At 71.8% G+C, this 23,260-nt stretch carries 27 protein-coding genes; 11 read left to right on the top strand and 16 right to left on the bottom strand.

Translation table 11 applies throughout. The features are described from left to right. The first annotated feature begins 137 nt into the window (after positions 1–137). The 8 genes from JNK12_08435 (at position 138) to JNK12_08400 (ending at position 5,815) form a co-directional block, all read left to right on the top strand. A complete protein-coding gene (locus JNK12_08435) occupies positions 138–1,472 on the top strand; it encodes a glutamine synthetase (protein ID MBL8775943.1) in 1,335 nt (444 codons plus the stop codon). Positions 1,473–1,528: 56 nt separating this feature from the next. Next, positions 1,529–2,209: a response regulator transcription factor gene (locus JNK12_08430; GenBank protein ID MBL8775942.1), complete on the top strand. Its 681-nt coding sequence runs from the start codon at positions 1,529–1,531 to the stop codon at positions 2,207–2,209. Next, positions 2,206–2,811: a hypothetical protein gene (locus tag JNK12_08425; GenBank protein ID MBL8775941.1), complete on the top strand. Its 606-nt coding sequence runs from the start codon at positions 2,206–2,208 to the stop codon at positions 2,809–2,811. Before JNK12_08430 ends, JNK12_08425 begins: the two co-directional genes overlap by 4 nt. 174 nt (positions 2,812–2,985) lie before the next feature. Next, positions 2,986–3,483: a hypothetical protein gene (locus JNK12_08420; GenBank protein ID MBL8775940.1), complete on the top strand. Its 498-nt coding sequence runs from the start codon at positions 2,986–2,988 to the stop codon at positions 3,481–3,483. 1 nt (position 3,484) lies between these two features. Beyond that, on the top strand, positions 3,485–4,177 hold the full coding sequence (locus JNK12_08415; GenBank protein MBL8775939.1) for a hypothetical protein: 693 nt from the start codon (positions 3,485–3,487) through the stop codon (positions 4,175–4,177). Then, entirely contained in the window at positions 4,174–4,572 is a 399-nt protein-coding gene (locus tag JNK12_08410) for a roadblock/LC7 domain-containing protein (protein ID MBL8775938.1), read from the top strand. Before JNK12_08415 ends, JNK12_08410 begins: the two co-directional genes overlap by 4 nt. Next, entirely contained in the window at positions 4,569–5,051 is a 483-nt protein-coding gene (locus JNK12_08405) for a PAS domain-containing protein (GenBank protein MBL8775937.1), read from the top strand. Before JNK12_08410 ends, JNK12_08405 begins: the two co-directional genes overlap by 4 nt. Positions 5,052–5,053: 2 nt before the next feature. Continuing rightward, on the top strand, positions 5,054–5,815 hold the full coding sequence (locus JNK12_08400) for a phosphate/phosphite/phosphonate ABC transporter substrate-binding protein (protein MBL8775936.1): 762 nt from the start codon (positions 5,054–5,056) through the stop codon (positions 5,813–5,815). 84 nt (positions 5,816–5,899) lie between these two features. Here JNK12_08400 and JNK12_08395 read toward each other — a convergent pair whose 3' ends face one another. The 5 genes from JNK12_08395 to JNK12_08375 form a co-directional block, all read right to left on the bottom strand. Continuing rightward, entirely contained in the window at positions 5,900–6,100 is a 201-nt protein-coding gene (locus tag JNK12_08395) for a cold-shock protein (GenBank protein MBL8775935.1), read from the bottom strand. A gap of 155 nt (positions 6,101–6,255) precedes the next feature. Then, a complete protein-coding gene (locus JNK12_08390; protein ID MBL8775934.1) occupies positions 6,256–6,414 on the bottom strand; it encodes a hypothetical protein in 159 nt (52 codons plus the stop codon). A 74-nt stretch (positions 6,415–6,488) separates the two neighbouring features. Continuing rightward, a complete protein-coding gene (locus tag JNK12_08385) occupies positions 6,489–7,706 on the bottom strand; it encodes a hypothetical protein (GenBank protein MBL8775933.1) in 1,218 nt (405 codons plus the stop codon). A gap of 71 nt (positions 7,707–7,777) precedes the next feature. Next, positions 7,778–8,146 (bottom strand): RidA family protein, encoded by a 369-nt coding sequence (locus tag JNK12_08380; GenBank protein MBL8775932.1) that lies wholly within the window; start codon positions 8,144–8,146, stop codon positions 7,778–7,780. A 95-nt stretch (positions 8,147–8,241) separates the two neighbouring features. After that, the gene (locus JNK12_08375; GenBank protein MBL8775931.1) at positions 8,242–9,792 is read right to left on the bottom strand and encodes a 2Fe-2S iron-sulfur cluster binding domain-containing protein; all 1,551 of its coding nucleotides are present in this window, start codon (positions 9,790–9,792) and stop codon (positions 8,242–8,244) included. A gap of 23 nt (positions 9,793–9,815) precedes the next feature. On the opposite strand from JNK12_08375, the gene JNK12_08370 reads away from it, so the two are divergent. Beyond that, on the top strand, positions 9,816–10,739 hold the full coding sequence (locus JNK12_08370; protein ID MBL8775930.1) for a hypothetical protein: 924 nt from the start codon (positions 9,816–9,818) through the stop codon (positions 10,737–10,739). A gap of 82 nt (positions 10,740–10,821) precedes the next feature. Here the strand turns inward: JNK12_08370 and erpA are convergent, their stop codons facing one another. Further along, the gene (gene erpA / locus JNK12_08365; protein MBL8775929.1) at positions 10,822–11,196 is read right to left on the bottom strand and encodes an iron-sulfur cluster insertion protein ErpA; all 375 of its coding nucleotides are present in this window, start codon (positions 11,194–11,196) and stop codon (positions 10,822–10,824) included. Then, positions 11,193–11,903, bottom strand: coding sequence for a helix-turn-helix domain-containing protein (locus JNK12_08360; protein MBL8775928.1), 711 nt, complete (start codon positions 11,901–11,903; stop codon positions 11,193–11,195). The genes erpA and JNK12_08360 overlap by 4 nt, the downstream gene beginning before the upstream one ends. A 43-nt stretch (positions 11,904–11,946) precedes the next feature. Here JNK12_08360 and JNK12_08355 point away from each other — a divergent pair, with 43 nt between their 5' ends. After that, entirely contained in the window at positions 11,947–13,194 is a 1,248-nt protein-coding gene (locus JNK12_08355; protein MBL8775927.1) for an Mrp/NBP35 family ATP-binding protein, read from the top strand. 344 nt (positions 13,195–13,538) lie between these two features. On the opposite strand, the gene JNK12_08350 is transcribed toward JNK12_08355, so the two are convergent. From JNK12_08350 to JNK12_08340, 3 genes are all read right to left on the bottom strand, one after another. Beyond that, on the bottom strand, positions 13,539–13,973 hold the full coding sequence (locus tag JNK12_08350) for a DUF779 domain-containing protein (GenBank protein MBL8775926.1): 435 nt from the start codon (positions 13,971–13,973) through the stop codon (positions 13,539–13,541). Positions 13,974–14,282: 309 nt separating this feature from the next. Next, positions 14,283–15,275 (bottom strand): aldo/keto reductase, encoded by a 993-nt coding sequence (locus JNK12_08345; protein MBL8775925.1) that lies wholly within the window; start codon positions 15,273–15,275, stop codon positions 14,283–14,285. Between the two features lie 229 nt (positions 15,276–15,504). After that, the gene (locus JNK12_08340; GenBank protein ID MBL8775924.1) at positions 15,505–17,019 is read right to left on the bottom strand and encodes an aldehyde dehydrogenase family protein; all 1,515 of its coding nucleotides are present in this window, start codon (positions 17,017–17,019) and stop codon (positions 15,505–15,507) included. A gap of 151 nt (positions 17,020–17,170) precedes the next feature. Here JNK12_08340 and JNK12_08335 point away from each other — a divergent pair, with 151 nt between their 5' ends. Continuing rightward, positions 17,171–18,301, top strand: coding sequence for a hypothetical protein (locus JNK12_08335; protein ID MBL8775923.1), 1,131 nt, complete (start codon positions 17,171–17,173; stop codon positions 18,299–18,301). A 14-nt stretch (positions 18,302–18,315) separates the two neighbouring features. Here the strand turns inward: JNK12_08335 and JNK12_08330 are convergent, their stop codons facing one another. From JNK12_08330 to JNK12_08305, 6 genes are all read right to left on the bottom strand, one after another. Further along, a complete protein-coding gene (locus tag JNK12_08330; GenBank protein MBL8775922.1) occupies positions 18,316–19,185 on the bottom strand; it encodes an MBL fold metallo-hydrolase in 870 nt (289 codons plus the stop codon). Next, positions 19,182–19,937 (bottom strand): NUDIX domain-containing protein, encoded by a 756-nt coding sequence (locus JNK12_08325; protein ID MBL8775921.1) that lies wholly within the window; start codon positions 19,935–19,937, stop codon positions 19,182–19,184. Before JNK12_08325 ends, JNK12_08330 begins: the two co-directional genes overlap by 4 nt. Next, complete coding sequence (locus tag JNK12_08320; protein ID MBL8775920.1) at positions 19,934–20,461, bottom strand: FxsA family protein; 528 nt, start codon at positions 20,459–20,461, stop codon at positions 19,934–19,936. The genes JNK12_08325 and JNK12_08320 overlap by 4 nt, the downstream gene beginning before the upstream one ends. Before the next feature lie 65 nt (positions 20,462–20,526). After that, a complete protein-coding gene (locus JNK12_08315) occupies positions 20,527–21,465 on the bottom strand; it encodes a hypothetical protein (protein ID MBL8775919.1) in 939 nt (312 codons plus the stop codon). Positions 21,466–21,600: 135 nt separating this feature from the next. Next, on the bottom strand, positions 21,601–21,861 hold the full coding sequence (locus tag JNK12_08310; protein ID MBL8775918.1) for a WhiB family transcriptional regulator: 261 nt from the start codon (positions 21,859–21,861) through the stop codon (positions 21,601–21,603). A gap of 98 nt (positions 21,862–21,959) precedes the next feature. Then, positions 21,960–23,192, bottom strand: coding sequence for a hypothetical protein (locus JNK12_08305; protein ID MBL8775917.1), 1,233 nt, complete (start codon positions 23,190–23,192; stop codon positions 21,960–21,962). Positions 23,193–23,260 lie beyond the last annotated feature (68 nt).

Below are 23,260 nucleotides of genomic sequence, written 5' to 3'. Positions count from 1 at the left end.
CAGATGGGGAATCCGTCCAACCGGACGACGACGAGCCTCGCGGTGCGCCGTTTCCCACCCGTTGCCCGATTGTGAACGCTATGTGAAGTGGCGAGCCGTCTGCCAGGCCCCTGGTCCGGCCGTGGTTCACTGGCGGGATGGAGCGCCAACAGGACTACGTGCTGCGAACCGTCGAGGAGCGGGGCGTCCGTCTCATCCGCCTCTGGTTCACCGACGTCCTGGGCCAGCTGAAGTCCGTGGCCATCACCCCGGCCGAGCTCGAGAACGCCTTCGAGGAGGGCATGTGGTTCGACGGCTCCGCCATCGACGGCTTCAGTCGGGTGCAGGAGAGCGACGTCCTCGCCCGTCCCGACCCGAACACCTTCGAACTGCTCCCCTGGGCCGAGGCCGACGAGAACTCCGCCCGCATGTTCTGCGACATCGAGAACCTCGACGGCACGCCCTTCGAGGGTGATCCCCGCCAGGTGCTGAAGCGCAACCTCGACCGGGCCCACGAGCGAGGCTTCACCTTCTTCTGCGCCCCCGAGATGGAGTTCTTCTACTTCGGCCACGGCGACCCCGCCCAGGAGCTCGTCCCCCTCGACAGCGGGTCGTACTTCGACCTCACCACCGCCGATGTCGCCAGCGACCTGCGCAAGCGCACCATCCACATGCTCGAGGCGATGGGCATCCCCATCGAGTACTCGTTCCACGAGGACAGCCCCAGCCAGCACGAGATCGACCTGCGCTACACCGACGCGCTGTCGATGGCCGACAACGTCATGACGTTCCGCCTCGTCGTGCGAGAGATCGCGGTCGAGCGTGGCGCCTACGCCACGTTCATGCCCAAGCCCCTCCAGGGCGTGCAGGGCTCGGGGATGCACACCCACCTCTCCCTGTTCGAAGGCGACACCAACGCCTTCCACGACCCCGACGACGAGTACAAGCTGTCCAAGGTGGGCCGCAGCTTCATCGCCGGCCTGCTGGTGCACGCCCGGGAGATCACCGCCGTCACCAACCAGCTGGTCAACTCCTACAAGCGCCTCATCCCCGGGTCCGAGGCCCCGGTCCACGTGTCGTGGGCGCGCAACAACCGCTCTGCCCTCGTCCGGGTGCCACTCGCCAAGGCGGGCAAGGAGTCGTCCACGCGCATCGAGTACCGCTCACCCGATCCCGCCTGCAACCCCTACCTCGCCTACTCGGTGATGCTGGCCGCCGGCCTGAAGGGGCTCGAGGAGGGCTACGAGCTCGGCCCCGAAGCGGCCGCCAACGTGTTCGAGCTCACCGACGAGGAGCGCGCCGCCGAGGGCATGACCGCCCTGCCCCAGTCGCTGGCCGAGGCCCTCGACGAGATGGAGAAGTCCGAGCTGGTGGCCGAGGCACTGGGCGAGCACATCTTCGAGTGGTTCCTGCGCAACAAGCGGTCCGAGTGGACCGACTACAAGGCGCAGGTGACACCGTTCGAGCTGGCCCGGTACCTTCCGAGCTGGTAGCCACGGGCCACCACGAGTATCCACCGAGAGACCGAAGCGTGTTCGAGGGCGTCCACATGGAACCGTTGCTGCTGTTCCCCGACCCGGCCCCGCCGGAGCTGGCCCAGGCCCTCGATCTCGCGGGCTATCCCTGGAAGGCCGTGGGCGACGAGCTCGCCGCCGAGCGCAACGAGCCCGACGGCGGCTGGGACGGCGCCATCATCTGCGCCTACGACGACCCCGAGCGGGCCTTCGCGGTCGCCCGCACCCTGCGCAAGCGCGACCAGCCCCTCGAGCCGCTGCTGCTGCTGATCAGTGGCACCCAGCTCGGCGACCTCGAGCTGCGGGACGACCTCTTCGACGACTTCTGCCTCAACCCGTTCCACCCGCGCGAGCTCGAGGCCCGCCTGAAGCACCTCTTCTTCGCCAGTGGCCGTGGCACCCGCCCCGAGCTCGTCGAGTACGGCGACCTCGTCCTCAACCTCGAGACCTACCAGGCCGCCATCAACGGCGTGCCCCTCGACCTCACCTACATGGAGTACGAGCTGCTCACCTTCCTGGCGTCGCACCCCGGCAAGGTCTTCACCCGCGAGACCCTCCTCAGCCGGGTCTGGGGCTACGAGTACTACGGCGGCGCCCGCACGGTGGACGTCCACGTCCGGCGCCTCAGGGCCAAGCTCGGCGAGGAGCACGCCGGTCTGATCTCCACGGTGCGCTCGGTCGGCTACCGCTTCGGCCAGTCCCGGTGGAGCGCGTGAGGCGCTCACTCGTCGGCGCCCTGGCCGTCGCCGCCGCGGTGCTGCTGGCCGTCGCCACGGCTGCCCCGGCCGGCGCCCACACCGACACCGGCACCTTCAGCGCCACCCGGGCCGAGCCGGCGGCCGACGGCACCTACACCATCGATCTGCTGCTCACCTACGACAACGACGGCCACGGCGCCGAGGACGCAGCCCTCACGGTCACCGTCCAGGGCCCGACCGGCGGCCCCGTGCCCGTCACCATGGCGCCCGGCGATCGGGCCGGCGCCTACACCGGCGAGGTGGCGGTCGAGACGACCGGCGAGTACACGGTCACGGCCTCCTCGACCGAGCCCGAGGCGTCGACCACCTTCACGTTCGCCGTCGCCGAGGTGGCAACCACGACCACGACCGCCGCCGAGGCCCCCGCGACGACGGCCGCCGACCCGGAGGCCACCACGACCACCGCCGCCGACCGCGACGGCACCGACGACGAGGGTGACGAGGACGGGAACCTGGCCAGCATCGTGGTCAACGGGTTGCTGCTCATCGCTGGCGCGGCTGGCGCCTTCTTCGCCATCCGGTGGTGGCGCAACCGGCGCGGCGACGCCTCCGCCTCCTGACCCACCTCCCCTGACCTACCCCTCTGGACCAGCAGCGGGGACCCGGCCAGGACCCGCCCGGGCCACGTCGGCCCGCCGGGCCTGAGGCAAAGGGCCCACGCCGAGAAGGGACCAAGGTCCCGAATGCGTGGGTCGCCCTCAACCTGCGGGGCGCGTGCGACCGATGGGTTGCACATGACGAACGGGGCGCTGGTCATCGACCGCGACGAGCGACGCTCGGGTGCGGACCATCGTTGGGAGCGCGCCGCCGGCAGCACTCAGGGCATCCCCGGCCTGCGGGCCATCGACGTCGGCGCCGACCTCGCCGGTGGCGACACCGTCGAGCAGCTCGCCCGACGCGTGCTGCGCACACCCGACGACGCCCGCCTCCACCTCGCTCGGGTCCAGGGCCTGGTCGACGCGGGCCAGCCCGACGAGCTCTACGGCGCGGTCGTCGACTTCCTCATCGCCACCGGGACGACCGCGGAGCGCCTCCGCACCACCGTGCTCACGGGCGCCGCTCCCGCACTCGGGCCGGAGCGGACGGTGGCGTTGCGCCAGCACCTCGCCGCCGGACTGACCGCGACGGACCCCATCCCCCCGGCCCCCTGCTCGGTCTTGCACCTCGGGGTGACCGGGCGACCCCTGGTCGAGGTCGTCGACCTGCACCCGACCGTGACGGTGTGGAGCTGACATGAGCCAGCACCTGCAGCTCGCCGCCGGCCTCTACGCCCAGCCGACCCCCGTCGGCGCCTTCCACGCCGCCGAGGCCCCCGAGGCCGACGTCGTCACCCACCTCCTGCGCATCCTCCTCCTGCACCCGACCACCCCCGCCCTCGACGCGGACACCCTCGCGGGCTGGTTCCGGTGCACCCCCGACGACGCGCTGCGCATCGTCCAACACGCCCAGGAGGAGGGCCTGGTCGAGGGCCACCCCGAGCCCCGCACGATCTCGGGCGGGTCGCTCGAGCAGGTGCTCCCGCACCTCCTGCCCGCGCTCTCGTCGGACGGTCGGGCGCTCCTCGTGGACGCCCAGGGGTTCGTGGCCGGGTCGGCCGGGTTCGGCGCCGAGTCGGCGGAGGCCCTCGCCGCTCTCAGCGCCGATCTCGGCATCCTCCACGAGCGCCACCGGCGTCACTTCGACACCTCGGTCGGCCTGCCCACGAGCGCCTGGGCCCTCGTCGACGGCGCCGGCAACAGCCAGGTGGGCTTCTGGCCCCTCCACATCGGCGACGAGCGCTTCGTGCTCACCATCGTGGGCATCCCCCGCCTGCACCAGCAGGCCTTCACCGACCTGATCTGGGTGCTGATGCTGCGCTACGGCGCCGCCCCCACCCTGCCCTCCGCGACGTCCACCCCGACCCCCCTGCAAGGAGCCCACCAATGAGAGAGGACCTCCTCACCTCGATCCTCGCCGAGCTGAACGCCACCTCGGCCGACATCGAGGCCTGTGCGGTGCTGTCGACCGACGGCCTCATGATCGCTTCCCTCCTGCCCCAGGGACTCGACCCCGACCGGGTGGGCGCGATGGGAGCGGCCATGCTCTCCCTCGGCGACCGGACCGCCGCCGAGCTGTCCCGGGGCGACCTCGAGCAGGTGATGATCAAGGGCGGCCACGGCTACGTGCTGATGACCCATGCGGGTGCGGACGCCGTGCTCACCGTGCTGGCAAACCCGCAGGCCAAGCTGGGCCTGATCTTCCTCGACGCCAAGCGGGCCGCCGAGCAGATCTCCTCGCTCCTGTCGCCGGTGCCCAGCACCGTCCCGGCCTTCCCGGGGTGACCGTGCTGGCCGACATGGTGCCCGAGCAGGTCAACGGGACGGGCACGGAGCACCACCTGACCTTCCACGACGGCACCACCCGCCGGGTGTTCGTCACCGACATCGAGACGCCCTTTCCCGAGGGCAAGCTCATCGTCAGCCGGACCGACCTCGCCGGCGTCATCACCGAGATGAACCAGGCCTTCGTCGACATGTCGGGCTACTCCGCCGAAGAGCTGCTGGGTGCCCCCCACCACATCCTGCGCCACCCCGACATGCCCGCCCCCGCGTTCGCCGGCCTCTGGGACACCGTCCTCGCCGGCGAGAAGTGGCACGGCTACGTGAAGAACCTGCGCCGGGACGGCGGCTTCTACTGGGTGTACGCCACCGTCATCCCCAACGTCCGCAACGGCGAGATCGTCAGCCTCACCTCGGTCCGACGCAAGCCGTCGCGCACCAAGGTCGAGGCGTCCCAGGCCCTCTACCTGACGATGGTGTGACCATGTCCCCCGACCTGTCCGTCGCCCAGTTCACCGTGAGCCCCGACTTCGGGCCCGATCTCATCGCCTCGTGGTTCGTGTTCAACACCTGGATGCAGCGCCGCCTCGGCCGGCCCATCCACCTCGAGCTCCACGACAGCTTCGCCGCCCAACGCGCCGCGCTCGCCGCCGGCGAGGTCGACATGATCTACGCCAACCCGTCGGACGCCGCCGTGCTCGTCCGCTCGTACGGGTTCACCCCCGTGGTGCGGCCGGCGCAGCACCCCGACGAGGTCGTGCTGGCGGCCGCGGCGTCCTCGGGCATCCATCACGTCGAGGACCTGGCCCCGGGCACGCGCCTCGCCCAGACCGACGACCCGGACGTCTCGATGATCGCCCGCATCATGCTCGAGCCCGCCGACCTCGACGCCGACAACACCACGGTCGTCGAGTTGGACACCTACGTGCTCGTGGCCAAGGCGCTGCTCGACGGCCGGGCGGAGGTCGGAGCATTCCTCGACGAGGCCTTCGACGGGCTCTCCACGCTCGTGCGCGAGCAGCTGCGTCCGCTCGTCACCAGCCAGATCAGCGTCATCCACCACGCCCTCATGGTGGGGCCGCGCCTCGCGCCCCACCGAGACACCCTCCTGAGCGTCCTGGTGCCCATGGCCGACGACCCGGCCGGCGCCCGGGTGCTGGCCGAGCTGGGCATCGCCGGATGGCAGCCCATGGAGCACGAAGAGGCCGAGTTCCTCATCGACCTCATGGACACCCTCGCCGCCTGAGCCACCCCGGCCGTCGACGCCGATCCCGAAAACGACGAAGGCCCCCCGGCGGACCGGAGGGCCTTCGTACGACAGCGGGAACTGCTAGATCGCGCGGACGTCCTGCGCCTGCTCACCCTTCGGACCAGCCGTCACCTCGAACTCGACCGCTTGGCCTTCGTCGAGGGAGCGGTAGCCCGACCCCTGGATGGCCGAGAAGTGCACGAAGACATCCGGGCCGCTCTCGCGGGAGATGAAGCCGTAGCCCTTTTCAGCGTTGAACCATTTCACGGTACCGGTTGGCAAACCGATCCCCTTTCAGTGTTGCGGGGTCGGCCTACTGCGTGGGACGTCCCTGCTGGATTGGTATAGCGCGAACCACCGTAGCCGCCCCGAGCACCATGTGCTCTGAAAGTCCGCGAAACGCCGACTCGGGCGACGCCGCGGCGACGGCCGGTCGTTCAGACGTTCAGCTCGAGGAGCTCGCTGCCCTCGTGCTCGGCGTCGACCTCGCTCTTGAGCGCCCACCCGAGCAGACCCGCCAGCACCGCCCCGCTCAGCAACACGGAGACGGGCAGCACGAGCACGAGCGCGATCACGATGAGCACGGGTCCGGCCATGGCGAGATCCTAGCGAGCGGGCCGCGCCGGTCCCGAGCCGAGGAGCATCCCCGGCCCGGGCGGCGCCTTCCGGCTCAGACGGGCGACAGGACCCGGACCGGCGCCGGGTAGTCGACATCGACGGTGTCGTTGCCGATGCGGCCGTTGCCACCGTCCCCCCAGCACAGGAGCCGGCCGGTCACCTTGATCCCGCAGGTGTGGACGGGGCCGGCGTCGACCTGACGCCACCGTCCCGCCGCGAGCGCTACCGGTGCGGGCTGGTTGGTGAACGGCTCGCCGTCACCGAGCTCGCCGTTGCTGTCGAGGCCCCAGCAGGACAGGGTCCCGCCGGGTGTGCCGTTGGTCCGGGCACAGGTGTGCCAACCCGCCACGGTCACGCCGGCCCAGCGCGTCGATCCCTCTGCCACCCGCACCGGCGCCGCCGCGATGTCGTCGGTGGCGGGGGCGCCGTCACCGCGTTGGCCGTCCCGGTCCCAGCCCCAGCAGTACAGCCGCCCGAGGGCCTTGAGGGCGCAGGTGTGCGAGGCGCCCGTGGCGACCTGGACCCAGTTGGAGGTGCTGCTGGCCACCTCGACCGGCGTGGCCTGGTCGGCGAGGGGCGCGCCGTTGCCGAGCTGGCCGCCGCTGTCGATGCCGAAGCAGAAGAGCCGGTTCGTGGTGGTCACGGCGCACGTGTGGAACATGCCCGCCGACACCGTCCGCCAGGACGTCGAGCCGCCCGCCACCTCGGTCGGACGGTCCTTGTCGGCGATGACCGGGTCGTCGCCGAGGCGGCCACTGCCGTCACGGCCCCAGCAGAACAGCCGACCGGCCCGCGACCGGGCGCACACGTGCTCGTTGCCGGCGCTCACCTGCGCCCAGAAGCGATCGCCACCGGCGACCTCCACGGGCTCGCCGACATCGGTGTTGTCGCCGTCGTTGCCGAGCTGTCCGAAGAAGTCCGAGCCCCAGCAGAACAGATCGCCGCCGGTCGTGCGCGCACAGGTGAAGAAATCGCCGGTGGTCACCGACGCCCAATCCGTCCGACCGCCCGCCACCTCGGTCGGCACGGACTGATCCACGTTGTCACCGCCGTCCCCCAGCTGACCGGCCACGTCCGAGCCGAAGCAGTAGAGACGCCGCTCCGAGCTCACCGCACAGGTGTGGGTGCCGCCGGCGCTCACCTGGCGCCACGTCGTGGGCGCCGCAGGGAGCCCCTCCTGTGCGCCGGCGCCGAGCGCCGGCTGGACGGCGAGGCCTCCCAACAGCGCCACCGCCGCGAGCATGGTCACCAACATCCGGGTGAGTCGCATCACGCCCTCCGTGTCGTCCGCCCCGCCGATCCACTCGGCACCCGCAGGTTACGACAGTGCTGACGCCACTGCTAGGCCGTGGCGCTCTGGCCCCTGGGCACGAACGCCCACGCCTCGACCTCGACCAGCGCGCCGAGCGGTAGCTCGGCCACGCCCACCGCCGAACGGGCCGGCCGATGGTCGCCGAAGCACTCGACGTAGGCGTCGTTCATCGGCAGGTAGTCGGACATGTGGCGTAGGAACACCGTGGTCTTCACGACATCGGACAGGGTGGCGCCCTCGGCCACCAGGAGGCCTTCGAGGTTGGCGATGGCCTGGCGCAGCTCGCCGTCGACGCCACCCGTGACGATGGCGCCGTCCTTCAGGCCGATCTGACCGGAGCTGATGAGCCAGTCCCCCGCCCGGACGATGGGGGTGTACGGGCCGACGGGGGTACTCATGGACGCAAGGCTACGTGTCACGCCGGCCTCTCCTTCGTCTGAGCGCCTTCGCCATCCGGTTCCCCTTCGCCGCGACGCCGCTGCGCGCCGTCACCTCACGACGCAGAGAGCGCCACGCCCGTCGGCCAAGCGGGCGGCAGGCCCTGGTGGCGCCAGACGGCGAGTGCGACGGCGGCGAAGACGGCGTCGGAGCCGTTGACCGGTGCGCCGGTGCCGCCGTCGAGCTCCACCTCGACGTGCGGCGTGTCCGCGGCGCGGAGGACGCCGAACGAGCGGATGGTGAGGTCGTGCACCTCGCCGTCGTCGTCCACGACGAGCCCCTCGGACGTGACCCACCCGAGCGCCATGTGCGCGGCACCGATGCAGTACGAGCGCAGGACGACCTCGTCGAGGGGGTCGCCGCAGGCCACCCGCACCCGGAGCCCGTCGGGGTTGATCTCTGCTTCTGCGGTGGCCCCGCCGGGACTGCGCACCTCGGCGACCCCCGTCGCCGCACCGACGAGCACGGCGGCCTCGGCCCAGCCGGCGGCGCGCAACGCGGCCGATGTGTGCGGCCCGACGATGGCGACCTGCTCGACGGTGAGGCCAGGGGCCACGGCAGCGACCGCGTCGGCGATGCCTGGGGTGCGGGCCACCCGCAACACGCCATGGCCCGAGGCGTCGGCGCCGCCGGCGACCGGCGGGCGCTTCGGCCCGAGCCGGACCGTGTCCTCACGGGAGAGCAGCACCCGGACAGGGCGGCCGTGCTCGTCGGCGAGGCGACGCGCCACGGCCCCCACCTCCGACGCCGACTTGCCCCCGAACGCGCCCCCGTTGGCGAGCGGGGACGTGGGCGCACCGCCCGGCGCGCACCAGGAGGCGTCGGGCTCGAGATAGGCGGGCTCGACCCAGGTGGTGCGCAGGGTCGCCGCCCACTCCCCCTCCGGGACGTCGACGGGGTGGCCCAGCGCCGCGGTCGTGCGCCGGCCCTGGCGCTTGCCCGAGCGCTCCCGGGCCTCGCTCAGGGTCTCCCCGACGACCCACTCCCCGTCCGCGGCCCGCACCGCCACGAGGGCGTCCGCCGGCGCGGTGTCGTCGGCGAAGCCGGCCCGACCGAGCGCAACCGCAGGGGCGACCTGCTGCGGCACCCCGCCTTCGAGCGCCGCACGGCGCGAGGCGGCGTCGAGGTCACGGCCCGCGCCCGCCGCGCTCACCTCATCTGCGGTGGCGCCGTAGGCCTCGACGATGGTGCGCCACCCGGTGCACCGGCAGAGGTGGGCGGCGAGCGCCCGCTCCACCGCCGCCTCGTCGTCGGGGGCGACGCCCTTGGCCCGCAGGCCGGACAAGCGCACGATGATCCCCGGCGTGCAGAACCCGCATTGGCTGGCTCCCGTGGCGCAGAAGCGCTCGGCCCAGTCGTCGCGCTCGGCGGCACCGAGGCCCTCGAGGGTGGTGACCGAGCGGCCGGCCACCCGTCGCGCCGGGGTCACGCAGGACACCCGGGGCGCTCCGTCCACCAGGACGGTGCAGCACCCGCACTGGCCCTGGGGGCTGCAGCCGTCCTTCGCCGACCGCAGGCCGAGGCGGTCGCGCAGGACCTCGAGGAGGGAGGCGCCGTCGTCCGCGACGGACACCTCGCGGCCGTCGACGCTGAAGGAGAGGGTCACCGACCCCACGTTAGATTCGGGGGATGGTCGACCCCTCCCCCACGATCACCCGCCGCACCCTGCTCGCCGGGGCAGCCGGCGCCGCCGGCCTCGTGGTGCTCGCCGCCTGCGGGGGCGGGAGCGGCAACGACGGTGACGAGACCTCCGACGCCGACGGTGCCGACGCCACGACGCCCGGCTTCTTCCTGTCGGCCGTCTTCCCGCCGGAGGGCCTCCTGGTCACGGGCAGCGAGCAGCGCCTCCCCTTCACCCTCGCCGACTCGACCGGCGCACCCGTCGACGACCCACCGGCTTCGCTCGAGTTCGTGGTGCAGACCGCGGACGGCACCGCGGTGGGCGCGCCGGTCACCGTCGAGCGCCACGATCAGGGCATCCCCACCGCCTACTTCCCGCTGCTCTTCGAGTTCCCCACCGCCGGTGACTTCCAGGTCACCACCACGGTGGACGGGTCCGAGCTCGACCCGCGGGTCTTCCGGGTGTCCGAGCCGGACGCCGTGCCGGTCCCGCAGCCGGGCCAGCCGCTGATCGCGGTGGAGACCCCGACCACGGCCGACGCCCGTGGCGTGGACCCGATCTGCACCCGCGACCCCGACTGCGACCTGCACGGCGCCACCCTCACCGAGGTGCTCGCCGAGGGGGTTCCCGTGGCGCTGATGATCGCCACGCCCGCGTACTGCCAGACCGCGATCTGCGGGCCCGTGCTCGATGTCCTGCTCAGCCAGGAGGGCGCCTTCCCCGACGTCCGCATGGTGCACGCCGAGGTGTACAAGAACCCCGAGGCCGTGGAGAACATCGCCGAGGCCGAGCTGGCGCCCATCATCGACGCCTACCGTCTCAGCTACGAGCCGGTGCTCTTCCTCGCCAACTCCGACGGCACCATCGCCAAGCGTCTCGACACCATCTTCGACGAGACCGAGGTGGCCGAGGGGCTCGCCGCCCTCACCTGAGCCCAAACGCGACGATCCCGCCGGCGGTGCCGGCGGGATCGACCGATCGGTGGCGCGCCGGCGGCGCGGCGTCAGCGGTGCGTCAGCTGAACGACTGCCCGCAACCGCAGCTGCGCTGCGCGTTGGGGTTGTCGATCGAGAAGCCTGCGTCCTGCAGGCCGTCCTTGTAGTCGAGCTTGGCGCCGCGGAGCAGCTGGGCGCTCGACGGGTCGACGATGACCTTGACGCCGCTGCCCTCGTCGACGATGTCGTCGCCGGCGATGTCGGAGTCGAAGAACATCTCGTAGCTGAAGCCCGAGCACCCGCCCGGGCGGACCGCGACCCGCAGGGCGAGGGACTCGTCGCCTTCGGCGGCGATGAGCTCCTTCACCTTGGAGGCGGCGGTGTCGGTCACGACCATCACGCTGGTGTCGAGGACCGGGGAATCGCCCTTGGTGACGTCTTCGGTGAGGCTCATGGATCCATCCTATCGGTGAGGGGTTCGTTGGCTACGGGGCTGCGGGGTGACACGCCCACCAGCTCGACCTGGCAGGGCGAACGGTGGACCAGGCTGTGGAATTCGGCAACCTCGTCGTCGCCGAGGGTGTCGACGAGTCCCTCGACCATGCCGCGGTGCAGGCCGCAGACGAGATCGGGGTTGGCCTCGGCGAGGTCGCGGAACGGGCAGTGGGTGAACCCGACGGTGACGCCGGCGGCGTCGCCCTCGACCTCGGGGTCGAAGCCCATCTCGGCGAGCTGGCCCATCAGGGCCTCGAGGCACGGGGTGCCGTCGGGGAAGGACTCGGCGTCGAGGCGGCCCTGCTCGCGCCCGGCCTCGGCGGCATCGGCGCCCTCGAGGCCGGCGGCGTCGGCCATCTTCAGGAGCATGGCTGCGAGGCGCGGGAACGCCGGCGGTTCGAGGCCCAGCGACGGGGCGTCGACGGCGAGGGAGTAGAGGTGCTGGGGACGCCCGACGCCACCGGTGTTGCCGATGCGCAGGTCGAGCAGGCCGACGTCGCGCATGCGGTCGAGGTGCGGGCGCACGGTGTTGACGTGCAGGCCCAGCGTCTCGGCGATCTCGGCGGTGGACCGGGGCGCCGGCGAGCGCGCGAGCTCGAGGTAGATGGCGTACCGGGTGTTGTCCCCCAGCGCCTTCAACACGTCGAGCCGAGCGTCGTTGGCCACGAGCAGAGATTACACGGACAATCCCGGTAAAATCACCGGCGTCATGGCGAATCCTGCGACGACGGCGCCCGAGCGGCCCTCCACCGAGGAGGTGATGGCGTTGCTGCGCGGGGTCATCGATCCCGAGCTCGGCAGCGACATCGTCGACCTGGGGATGGCCAAGGGGGCCGTCGTGGCCGACGACGGCACCGTCACCCTCACCATCGCGCTGACCACGGCGGGCTGCCCGCTGCGGGCGCAGATCCAGAAGGACGCCAAGTCCCGGGTGGCGTCGCTGCCGGGCGTGACCTCGGTGAAGATCGACTGGACCGAGCTCTCCGCGGAGGAGAAGGCGGCCACGATGGGCAAGGCCCGCCTCAACGCCGCCGAGCGGGCCCCCGAGACCGAGATCCCCGCCACGGCCAAGGTCATCACCATCGCCTCCGGCAAGGGTGGCGTGGGCAAGTCGTCGGTCACGGTGAACCTGGCCGCCGCGCTCGCCCACCGAGGCTTCACCGTCGGCGTCCTCGACGCCGACATCTGGGGCTTCTCGGTGCCGCGCATGCTGGGCATCGAAGGCCGCCTCATGGGCGAGGCCGGGCCGGCGGTCGGAGAGGGGTCGGCCGACGGCACCGGCGACGAGCCGGCCGCCAAGAAGATCGTCCCCCACACCCTGCCCATGGGCGACGGGGTGCTCAAGGTCGTGTCCATGGGCTTCCTCGTCGACGACGAGGAGTCCGCCCTCATGTGGCGGGGCCTGATGCTCAACCGGGCGGTCCAGCACTTCCTCGAGGACGTCCGCTGGGGGGAGCTCGACTACCTGCTGATCGACATGCCGCCGGGCACCGGTGACGTGGCCATGGGCCTCGCCCGCATGCTGCCCCGGGCCGAGATGGTCATCGTCACCACCCCGGCGGTCGGCGCCCAGAAGGTGGCCATCCGCGCCGCCAACATGGCCCGCAAGAGCCACGTGCGGGTGGTCGGCGTCATCGAGAACATGAGCGCGTTCGTCTGCGACCACGGCGAGTCGTACCCGCTCTTCGGGGCCGGTGGCGGTGCCACCCTGGCCGCCGATGCCGGTGTCCCCCTGCTCGGCCAGGTGCCCCTCGAGCCGTCGGTCTCGCTCGGCGGCGACACCGGCGCCCCCATCGCCCTCGGCGACGGCCCCGCCGCCGACGCCTTCCGCGCCATCGCCGAGGTGATCGTCAACGAGGCCGTCCCCCCGGTCGAGATGGCGGGCTGCTCCGCCCGGATGCTCGACGCCGCCGTGGCGGCGCTCGACGCCCTCGATGGGGCCACCCCCGCGACCTGACGGGTCCGGTCCCCGATCCGGTATCCGAGAATCGGCCCGACCCCTGCTTGCGGGGGGAACTCGCGACGCAGGCCAGGCATCACTTCGGCCGCCGCGGCCGAATGCTGCAAAAGGCGCGAACAACGGGGCAAGGGGACGCGGGGTCACGTCCTGTGGCGCCGTTCGAGCCGGCGCTCCGACGTCCCGGAGTTCTCGGAAGCGATCGGCCGCCTCAGGCGGCTTGAGGCTTCCGAGAAGCAGGGACCGGGCGCCGGTTCCGGGTTCTGGGAAGGCTGAGACCGTGTGCAGCGGCCTGACGCTTCCGAGAAAGGGAGGTCGGCCGCCAAGGAGCGCCGCCTCCAGGGTCAGCGGATGCGGAGCTTGGCGAGGCCGGGAGGGAGGGAGCCGACGACCTTGCGAGGTTGCGCGGGAGGGTCGGGGAAGGGGACGGCGCACGCGTCGTCGTCGGTCTGGCCGGCGTCGACACCCATCCCGCGCAGGATGAGGCGGCAGTCCCACTCGGTCTCGATGGACATGGACTCGGCCGGCCCCTCGTAGACGTCCACCACCACGGCGTCGTCACCCGGGTAGAGCCGGCGCAGGTACTCGGGGGCGTAGACCGACACCCCGGCCACCTCGCCGACGACCTCCTGATCCGGTCCCGGCCAGAAGTCCTCGTACAGGAACGGCGCCGTCGACTCGCAACACCCCGTTCCGATGGTGATCGTCAACGCCCCGTCCCGCGCCTCGATCGCGCGGCGCACCACCGCCTCCGCAGCAGCAGTTGCCTTCACGCGCACACCGAGAGCGTAGGCACCGACGCAACCAACCACCGACCCCCTGCAAAACGGGGTGGCGAGCCGTGGTGCTGCACATGACCAGATCGGCGGGTGGCGCCGGAACGGCTTCGGGCCACGCTGCGGGCGCAGCCCGCCGCCCGCAAAACGGGGTGGTGAGACACGGAGCCAGCCGGCCGGGTGGCGGCGGAACGGCTTCGGGCCACGCGCAGCAAGCGACGAGCGCAGCGAGGAGCGGCGAGCATGGCCCGAAACGGACTCCGCCGACAGGACCCGGCCGGCGGGAAACCGGATCTCGCGGGGGCAGCCCCCTCAGCCGTGTTGCCAGACCCGGGACTGGAGGGTGCGGACGCCGTCGAGGGAGACGGCGTCGATGCGGGCCATCTCGTCGGGGGTGAGGGCCCAGCCGAGGCCGCCGGCGTTCTCGCGAGCCTGCTTGGCGTTCTTGGCCCCGGGGATCGGCACGGCACCCTTCTGCACGAGCCAGCGCAGCGCCACCTGGCTGGGGGTGCGGCCGTCGTGGCGCTCTCCGATGGCGCGCAGGTGCTCGACGACCGGGTCGATCTTCTCCATCGGGTGCGAGGAGAAATTGCGCCGGCCGGGGGGCGGGTTGGCCGCGCTGTACTTGCCGGTCAGGCGGCCCTGGGCGATGGGTGAGTACGCCAGAGGTACCACGCCGAGTCGCTGGCAGGCGGCGATGAGGCCCACGTTCTCGGGGCGCCGGCGCAGGATCGAGTACTCGATCTGGTTCGAGGCGAGGGCCACGCCCCGCTGGGCGAGCTCGCCGTGGATGGCCGTCATCTCGCGCTCGGAGTAGTTCGACACCCCGACTGCGGACGCCAGGCCGTCGTGGACGACGGCGGCGAGGGCGTCGGCCAGCGCCCGGTGCGAGCGGAGGCTGACAGGACCGTGGATCTGGTACAGGTCGACGCGGTCGACGCCGAGGCGGTCGAGCGAGGCTTCGAGCGCCGAGCGCAGCGCACCCTTGACGCCGAGCTTCCAGGGTGACGGCATGAACTTGGTGGCGATGACGAGGCGGTCGCGCTCCACGCCGCTCGAGGCCAGTAGGCGCCCGATGATGCGCTCGCTCTCGCCACCGCCGTAGACCTCGGCGGTGTCCAAGAGCGTGACGCCGGCCTCGACCGACGCCTCGAAGGCCTCGGCGATGGTGGCCTCGGTGAGGGTCGAGTCGTAGCCGCCCATCCCCCACGTCGACTTGTCCCCCCAGGCCCAGCACCCCACCCCGATGGGGGCGAAGGCCTTGTCCAGCCCGGCGAAGCGGACCCGGTCACCGTCGGCGCTCATCCGCGGCACGCTACCGCCGCGGCAGGCGCAGCCCGCCGCCCGAACGACGGGGTTGGTGCGTCGGCGAGCCGGCACGAAAGCAAGGCGGGTGGCGGCGGAACGGCTTCGGGCCACGCGCAGCGAGCGACGAGCGCAGCGAGGACCGAGCGAGCATGGCCCGAAACGGAATCCGCCGACAGGACCCGCCGAGCGGGACCCACGGGAGACCCGACGCGCGGGGGCAGCCCCCTCAGATTTGAGGGCTCAACAGCGGGTAGTGGAAGTGGTTGTCGCGGCCGGCGGTCTCGGGGTTCACGTGGACGTGCTTGACCTGGCGGTAGGCCTCGAAGCCGAAGGTGCCGAGCTCACGGCCGATGCCCGACTGCTTGTAGCCGCCGAAGGGCCGCTGCGGGTCGATCAGGTGGTAGTCGTTGATCCACACCGTGCCGGTGCGCATCTGCGCCGCCACGCCCTTGGCCCGGTCGAGGTTGCCGCTCTGCACGCCGCCGGCGAGGCCGTAGATCGAGTCGTTGGCGATGGCGACGGCTTCCTCGTCGGTGTCGAAGGGGATCACGCAGAGGACGGGGCCGAAGATCTCTTCCTGGGCGATCTTGGCGCCGTTGTCGACGTCGGCGAAGATCGTCGGCTGGAAGTAGGCCTCGCGGTCGAGGCCCTCGGGCAGGGCCTCGGGCTTGGCGCCGCCGGTGATGGGCTCGCCCACCTCGTCGCGGCCGAGGGCCACGTAGCGCTCGACGGTCTCGACCTGGCTGCGGTGCACGAGGGGGCCGAGGTCGGTCTCGAAGTCGAGGGGGTTGCCGAGGGCGATCTTGCCGGCGCGGTCGGCGAGCAGGCTCACGAACTCGTCGTAGATGCTGCGCTGCACGAGGGCCCGGGTGCCGGACTCGCAGACCTGGCCGCCGTGCATGAAGGTGCCCCAGAGCACGCCGGCGGCGGCGAGGTCGAGGTCGGCGTCGTCGAGGACGATGTTGGCGGACTTGCCGCCCAGCTCGAGGGTGACGGGCTTCACGGTGGCCGAGGCCAGCTGCATGATGCGCCGGCCCACTTCGGTGGAGCCGGTGAAGGCGGTCTTGTCGACGAGCGGGCTGCCCGCCAGCTCCTCACCGACGGTGCCACCGGGCCCGGCGATGATGTTGACCACGCCAGGCGGCAGGTCGGCTTCCTGGATCAGCTCGGCGAGCTTGAGGGCGGTGAGCGAGGTGAAGGTCGCCGGCTTGATCACCGTGCAGTTGCCCGCGGCGATGGCCGGGGCGATCTTCCACGACGCCATGATGAACGGGAAGTTCCACGGGATGATGCCCGTGCACACGCCCATGGGCTCGTAGCGGACGTAGTTCTCCGAGGCCGGGAAGGGGCTGCCCTCGAGGTCGACCTGGTCGGGCTGGGTGTCGGCCATCTTGGCGAACCACTCGAAGGCGCCCTTGCCACCCGGGATGTCGGCCAGGCTGGCCTTGCGGATGGTGCCGCCGCTGTCGCGCACCTCGAGCTCGGCCAGCTCCTCGGCGTGCTCGCCGATCAGCTCGGCGATGCGGTTGACCTTCGCCGCGCGCTCCTTGCCGCTCATCTTCGGCCACGGGCCCTCGTCGAAGGCCTTGCGGGCGGCCTCGATGGCCCGGACCGCATCCTCGCGGCCCGCCTTGGCCACGTCGGCGATCTTCTCGCCCGTCGCCGGGTCGTGGGTGGCGAAGGTCTCGCCGGAGGCGGCGTCGCAGAGCTCGCCGTCGATGAAGAGCTGGTAGTCGGCCATGTGTCAGTCCCCCTGGACTTGGCGTGTGTGACGCGAACGTATCCCGACGAAACCCCGTCCGGCCAAGTGCGACGTGTGGGATCGGGCGAGTCGAGACGATCGCGTCGAGACGTCGGCCGAAGCACCGCTGGACAGGTGCGACACTGACGCCGTGGCGGACGTGGACCCGGAGGAGCTCGTGCGGCGCGGCATCGTCGATCCCGACGCGCCCGACGCCGACGAGATCCTCTCCTTCGCCCGGCATCTGCTCGATCGAGGCGCGACCCTCGATCAGCTCGAACGCGTGAGCGCCACCCTGCCCGAGGTGCCGGGCGCTCGGCTCCGAGTCCTCGGTGCGGTCAGCGCCGACCTCAACCTCCGGGGCGGATCGCCGCGCCTCACCCTCGCCGAGGCCGCCGAACGCCACGGGGTGGACCTCGCCACCGCCCGACGGGCGTGGCGTGCCCTCGGCTTCGCCGAGCCTCCAGCCGACGATCGCGCGGTGACCGAGGAGGAGGCCGAGCTCTTCGGCCTCCTCTCCTCCCTGTCGGTCCTCGAGCCGGAGACCGCCCTCCAGCTCCTGCGGGTGGTGGGGGCCTCGGTGGCCCGCATCGGCGATGCTGCGGTCGCGGCGCTGCGGCTCTCGTTCGAGGTGCCGCTGCTGAGCTCGGGGGTGCGCTACGTCGAGGTCGCCGACGCCTACACCGACCTGACCGAGGTGCTCATGCCGCAGACGGTTCGAGCGGTGGACATCATCCTGCGACGCACCATCGCCCTCGCCGCCGAGCAACAGTGGGCCACCGATGCCGAGGGCTCGTCGACCACCGCCCGCTTGGTGGTCGGCTTCGCCGACATGGTCGGTTACACGGCGATGGCCCGGTCCCTCCCGACCGGCGATCTGGTCGCCACCATCGGCACCTTCGAGCGGGAGGTGGTCGACCTCGTCACCGACCACGGCGGCCGGGTGGTGAAGCTCATCGGCGACGAGGTGATGTTCGTGCTGACCGAGCCCGCGGACGCCTGTGATCTCGCCATCGCCCTCGCCTCGGAGTTCGCCGACCACCCCTCGGTGCCGCCGCTGCGGGTGGGCCTGGCCGCCGGTGAGGTGCTCACCCGCGATGGCGACTACTACGGCCGGGTGGTGAACGCCGCCTCCCGCCTGGTCGAGCTGGCCGACCCGGGCGGCGTCGTGGTGTCCGACGGCGTGCGCGACCTGCTCGGCGATAGGTCCGGTTTGGAGGCACTGCCGCCGACCCGGGTCAAGGGCTACGACGAGCCGGTGCAGGCCTTCCGGCTGCGCTGACGGGCCCCGCGCCGTCAGCCGGCGTGCCAGGCGGCGTCGAGGTCGTCGCGGTCGTCGCCGGTGACGTGGCCCTCGTCGGCCAGCTTGCGCAGGTGGGCGTGCACCGTGTGGCGGGCGATGGGGTGGCGCTCCTCGTCGACGTCCACGTAGACCACCTCGACCAGGCGGTCGATGGTGGCGGTGCCCTCCCCCTGGAGGGCGGCGAGGATCGACGCCTCGCGCTCGGCCCGGTGGCTGACGTAGTGCTCGAGGACGGCCTTGGGGTCCTCGATGACGTGGCCGTGGCCCGGTGCGATCTTGCGCAGGCGCATGCCCCGCACCCGCTCGAGCGACTCGAGATACGTGGCCATGTCGCCGTCGGGCGGGCGGATCACGACCGTCGACCCCTCCATGATGTGGTCGCCGGAGAAGAGGGTGTGCTCCTCCTCGAGCTTGTAGCAGAGGTGGTTCGAGGCGTGGCCGGGGGTGTGGACCGCGGTGAGGCGGAACTCGGTGGCCTCGATCTGGAAGCCGTCCTCGATGACGGTGTCCACCACCGCGGCATCGACCCCCTCCGGGGCACTGAAGGCGAGCACCTCGGCGCCGGTGCGCTCCTTCAGGCCGGCGGCGCCGGGCCAGTGGTCCTCGTGGGTGTGGGTGAGCACGATCCAGCGGATGCGGTCACCACCGCAACCGGCGATGGCATCGAGGTGCTCGTCGTCGGCGGGCCCCGGGTCGATCACCGCGATCTCGTCGATGCCCACCAGGTACGTGTTGGTGCCGGGCCCCGTCATGATCCCCGGGTTGGGGGCGAGGATGCGCCGCACCAGCGGGCTGAGCGCACGCGCCACGCCCACGATCATCTCGGGCGGCGGCGGGGCTTCGGTGGTGTCGGTGATGCTCATGATGGGGTCTCCATTCCGACGGGGCCGGCGGCGGCGGCCGCCAGCACGGCGTCGGCATCGGGATAGGCGCTGAGGATCTCGAGGCTGTGCTCGGTGGGCCGGATCAGCTCGAAGCCACCGGCCGAGAACCGGTCGAGGGCGTCGGCCGGGCGCGCCCACAGGGCGGCGATGGTCTCGTCGCCGTCGTGGCGGAGCAGGTGGTCGTCGGGCGCACGCCCCACGAAGAAGCGCGTGTCGTAGCGACGCGGCGCCCGCTCGGGCGTGATCCAGTGGGCGAAGTAGTGGAGCTCGCCGAGTGGGAGGAGCAGGCCCTCCTCGGCGACGACGTCGAGGAGGTCGACGTCGCCGTGGTCGACTGCGGCACGGTGGCGGTCGAAGCGGGCGGCCAGGTCAGGATCGGCCAGCCGCAGGGGCCGGCCGTCCTCGTGGCGGGCGACGAGCAGGCCCGCCTCCTCGAAGCACTCGCGCACGGCCGCCACCCAGAAGGCGAGCCCGCCGGCGGGGAGGCCGAGCACCGCCGAGGCGGAGGCGTCGTCGTGGCCCGTCGAGCGCGACGCCCAGAGCGGGGAGCGGTCACCCGGGTCCACGGCGCCGCCGGGGAAGACGTAGGCGCCGGGGACGAAGCCCGAGTCGAGGCGGCGCCGAAGCATGGCGACTTCGAGACCGCGCTCGCCGTCTCGGACCAACAAGACGGTGGCGGCATCGCGCACCGCCACGGCGTCACCGGCGCCCACGGGGAGCGTGGCCGTCACGGGCCGAGCTCGATCAGCGGCCCGCCCGACGGGGGACGGGACGCCGGCGGCCCGAAGTCATCGACCTCGTCGACCTCGTCGACATCGACCACGTCGCCGCGACGGTCGCGGTAGGCGAAGACGGTGTCGTACACCTTGGCGCCGTCGTGCACGCCGAAGGCCACGAGCTTGTGCTGGTAGCGGCGCAGGATGGCGGCTCGGACCACGGCACGCGTGGGTGGGAACAGCAGCGAGAGCGCCAGAAGGTCGGTGAAGAAGCCCGGCGTCAGCAGCAAGGCGCCGGCCAGCAGCACCAGGAACCCGTCGACGACCTCACGGGTGGGGACCGACCCCGAGCGCACCGTCTTCTGCATGCGCATCAGGACGCCGAGGCCCGCCCACTTGCAGAGGTAGGCGCCGGCGAAGCTGATGAGCACCAGGACGACGAGGGTCTGGGGTACGCCGAAGGTCTGCGCGGCGGCCACGATCACCCAGAGCTCCACGATGGGAACCACCAGGAAGAGGAGCGTCAGGAGCAGCAACATCGCCCTTCAAGGCTACCGGCGGCGCCCGGGATCGGGGCCGGGCGGACCGGGTCGATCCGACCTCGTCAGACGCCGGTGGCGACGAGCATGATGACGATCGACAGGCTCACCAGCAGCCCTGCGATCAGCCACATCCAGCGCTGGCCCTCCGGTGTCTCGGCGGGGTTCACGGTCTCGAGCGCGGTGCGGGCATCGGCCAGCTTGCGGCGCAGCTCGGCCGACTCGTCGGTGAGCCCGGCCAGCGCGGCGTCGGTGTCCTCGTCAGCATGGGCCCGGGCGTGCCCGGCCAGGGTGAGGGTGTCGTGGCCGTCCGAAGACGACGCCTCGAGCTCGTGCAGCTGGCGCTGGAGGTTGACGTAGCGGCTGCGCAGGTCGGCCACCGCGGCGTACTGGGTCTGCAGCTCGGCGAGCTGGCGGGCCACGGCGCGCTGGCGACCGGTCGCCGACGCCGCCTCCTGCTTGGCCTCGTCGAGCCGCTCCTGCAGCTCCGCCCGCTCGGCCTGGAGCTCGGCCAGCTGGGTGATGAGCGCATCGGCCTCGCTGACGCCGCGGGCGGCCGAGTCCTGACGCACCGAGGCCCACCGCAGCTCGTCCGACAAAGCCGACACCTGGTCGATGCCGGCGGCGCCGACGCCGGCCAGCAGCTCCTCGACGAGTTGGCACACGCGAAGGGCGTCGTCGAGCTCGATGGGGTTGTCGTCGTCGATGTGGGCCCACTGGTTGCGGGCCTCGCGCAGCTCGCCGATCACGTTGCGCAGCCCGGGATCGAGGTCGCGGGCGAACACCGGGCCCCAGAAGCGGTTGAGCACGTCGAGCTGGAACTGCGGATCCGACACGGAGACGAGGAAGTCGGCCCGCTTGCCGAGCTTGGCCGCGGCGACGAGGATCCACTCGTCGTCGGGGATGTGGGCGGCCATGTGAAGGTCCACGTACGGCGCCAGCCCCTCGGCCAGCACCTCGAACGCCACCCCGACCTGGGCGCGGTAGCTCTGCAGCGCACTCACGGGCTTCACATCGGCACCCAGCGCCAGATGTGGAGGACCCCCTTTTGGTGAAATTCGGGGATCCTTCCTCGATGGGACACCCGGCCCCGAGGAGATCCGCCGTGACTCAGTAGGAGCGAGCGCCCGCCGCCGCCGTCAGCTCACGCGGACCAGGATGGCCTTGCGCTCGCTCTCGTTGAGACCACCCCAGATGCCGTGCGGCTCGCGGATCGACACCGCGTAGTCGAGGCAGGGCTCCTTCACCGAGCAGGTGGCGCAGATCTCCTTGGCCCGCGCCTCACGGTCGAGCTTCTCGTCCTTGCGCTCGAACTGCGGTGGCGGGAAGAAGACGGCGGCCTGTGGCCCCCGGCACGCTGCCTTCATCTGCCACGAGTTGTCAGCTGTCTGTGCACTCACGAATTCGCCCCCCTTCAGGCGGAAGGCGAACGTAGACGCGCCGAAAGTTGTCCACAAGGGGCAACTTTTTCACGCACTATGGGAGCTATCGCGAGCGCTCAGCGCCGTTCGCGGTAGTCCCGGGCGGCGCCCTCCTCGGGCTCGACCTCGAGGATCATCCCCGAGATGCCCACCACGCGCACCGGGTCGCCGGCATCGATGGGGGTGGCCCGGTTGACCCGTGCCCGCCACAGGGCGTCGCGGATCTTGACCGTGCCCTCCGGATCGACGTCGACCATCGCCTCGCCCATCTCCCCGATCATCCACTCGCGGCCGATCGTCGGCGTGGCGAAACGCGTGCGGACCATGGCCGGCATGCCGGCGATCATCGCCACCGCCATCCCGATGAACGAGACACCGAGGGTGATCCAGGAGAGCGAGATGCCGTCGTACAGACCGAGCGTGCCGACCACGTAGGCCACCATGGCGAAGCCGGTCCAGAACCGTGGCACCCCGGTCTGTATGTCGATGCCGAAGGCGAACATCGACAGGACCAGCAGGGCGGCCGCCCAGGTGTTGGTGGGCAGCACGTCGAGGCCGTAGCACCCGCCGATGAAGAAGCCGGCGCCGACCACACCGGCCACCCCGACGCCGGCGGTGAAGAACTCGAAGAGGATGAGGGCCATCCCGATCACGAAGAGCAGATAGGCCACGGCGGGACTGGCCACGGTGTGGGCGAGCTGGGACCACAGCGGCGGCTGGGAGAAGACCGTCGGGGTGACGGGCTCGCGGGTGGGCCGGCCGTCCTCGCCCTCGACGACGCGCGACTCGAAGCCGTCGAGCTCGACGTTGAACAGGCCGATGGTGGGGGCGGCCCGGTCGACCACCCCGGCCTCGACCGCTTCCTCGTCGTTCAGGGTCTCGCCGCCGGGGCCGGTGATGCGCGTGCCGGGGGCCATGCCCGAATCGGCCGCGGCTGCGACCAGCAGCGCGGCCTCGTCGAGGGCCTTGGACCCCGAGGGGCCCACCCAGACCGCCACGGGGACGTCCGACTCGCGCATCTGCTCGGTGAGGGCCTCGATGTCGGCGTCCGACACCACCGCGCCAGCGCTGTTGAGCTGGAGGGTGACCGACAGCGCGTCCTGCGCCTCGGCGTCCTCGATCGCCCCCGAAACGAAGTCGACGAGGACCGGGTCGAGCAGGCCGCTCACCTTCACGACGTTGGCCCGGCCGGCGGGAACGTCGTCTTCGGCCCGCGTCGTGCCGCGCGCCGAGGCCGCCGGGGCGGCGACGAGCAGCAGGGCGAGGCCGAGAAGGACGGCGCCGACGGCACCGGTGGGTAGTCTGCGCACGAAGCGCCTCCGACGAGAGATTGTCCGTGGATCCAGCGCAGTTCCTCACTGAATCACGTGTGGTCATC

Source organism: Acidimicrobiales bacterium, assembly GCA_016794585.1.
In the GTDB taxonomy this organism is placed as follows: domain Bacteria; phylum Actinomycetota; class Acidimicrobiia; order Acidimicrobiales; family DATDAH01; genus JAEUJM01.
This window is presented reverse-complemented; position numbering and strand designations above follow the sequence as displayed.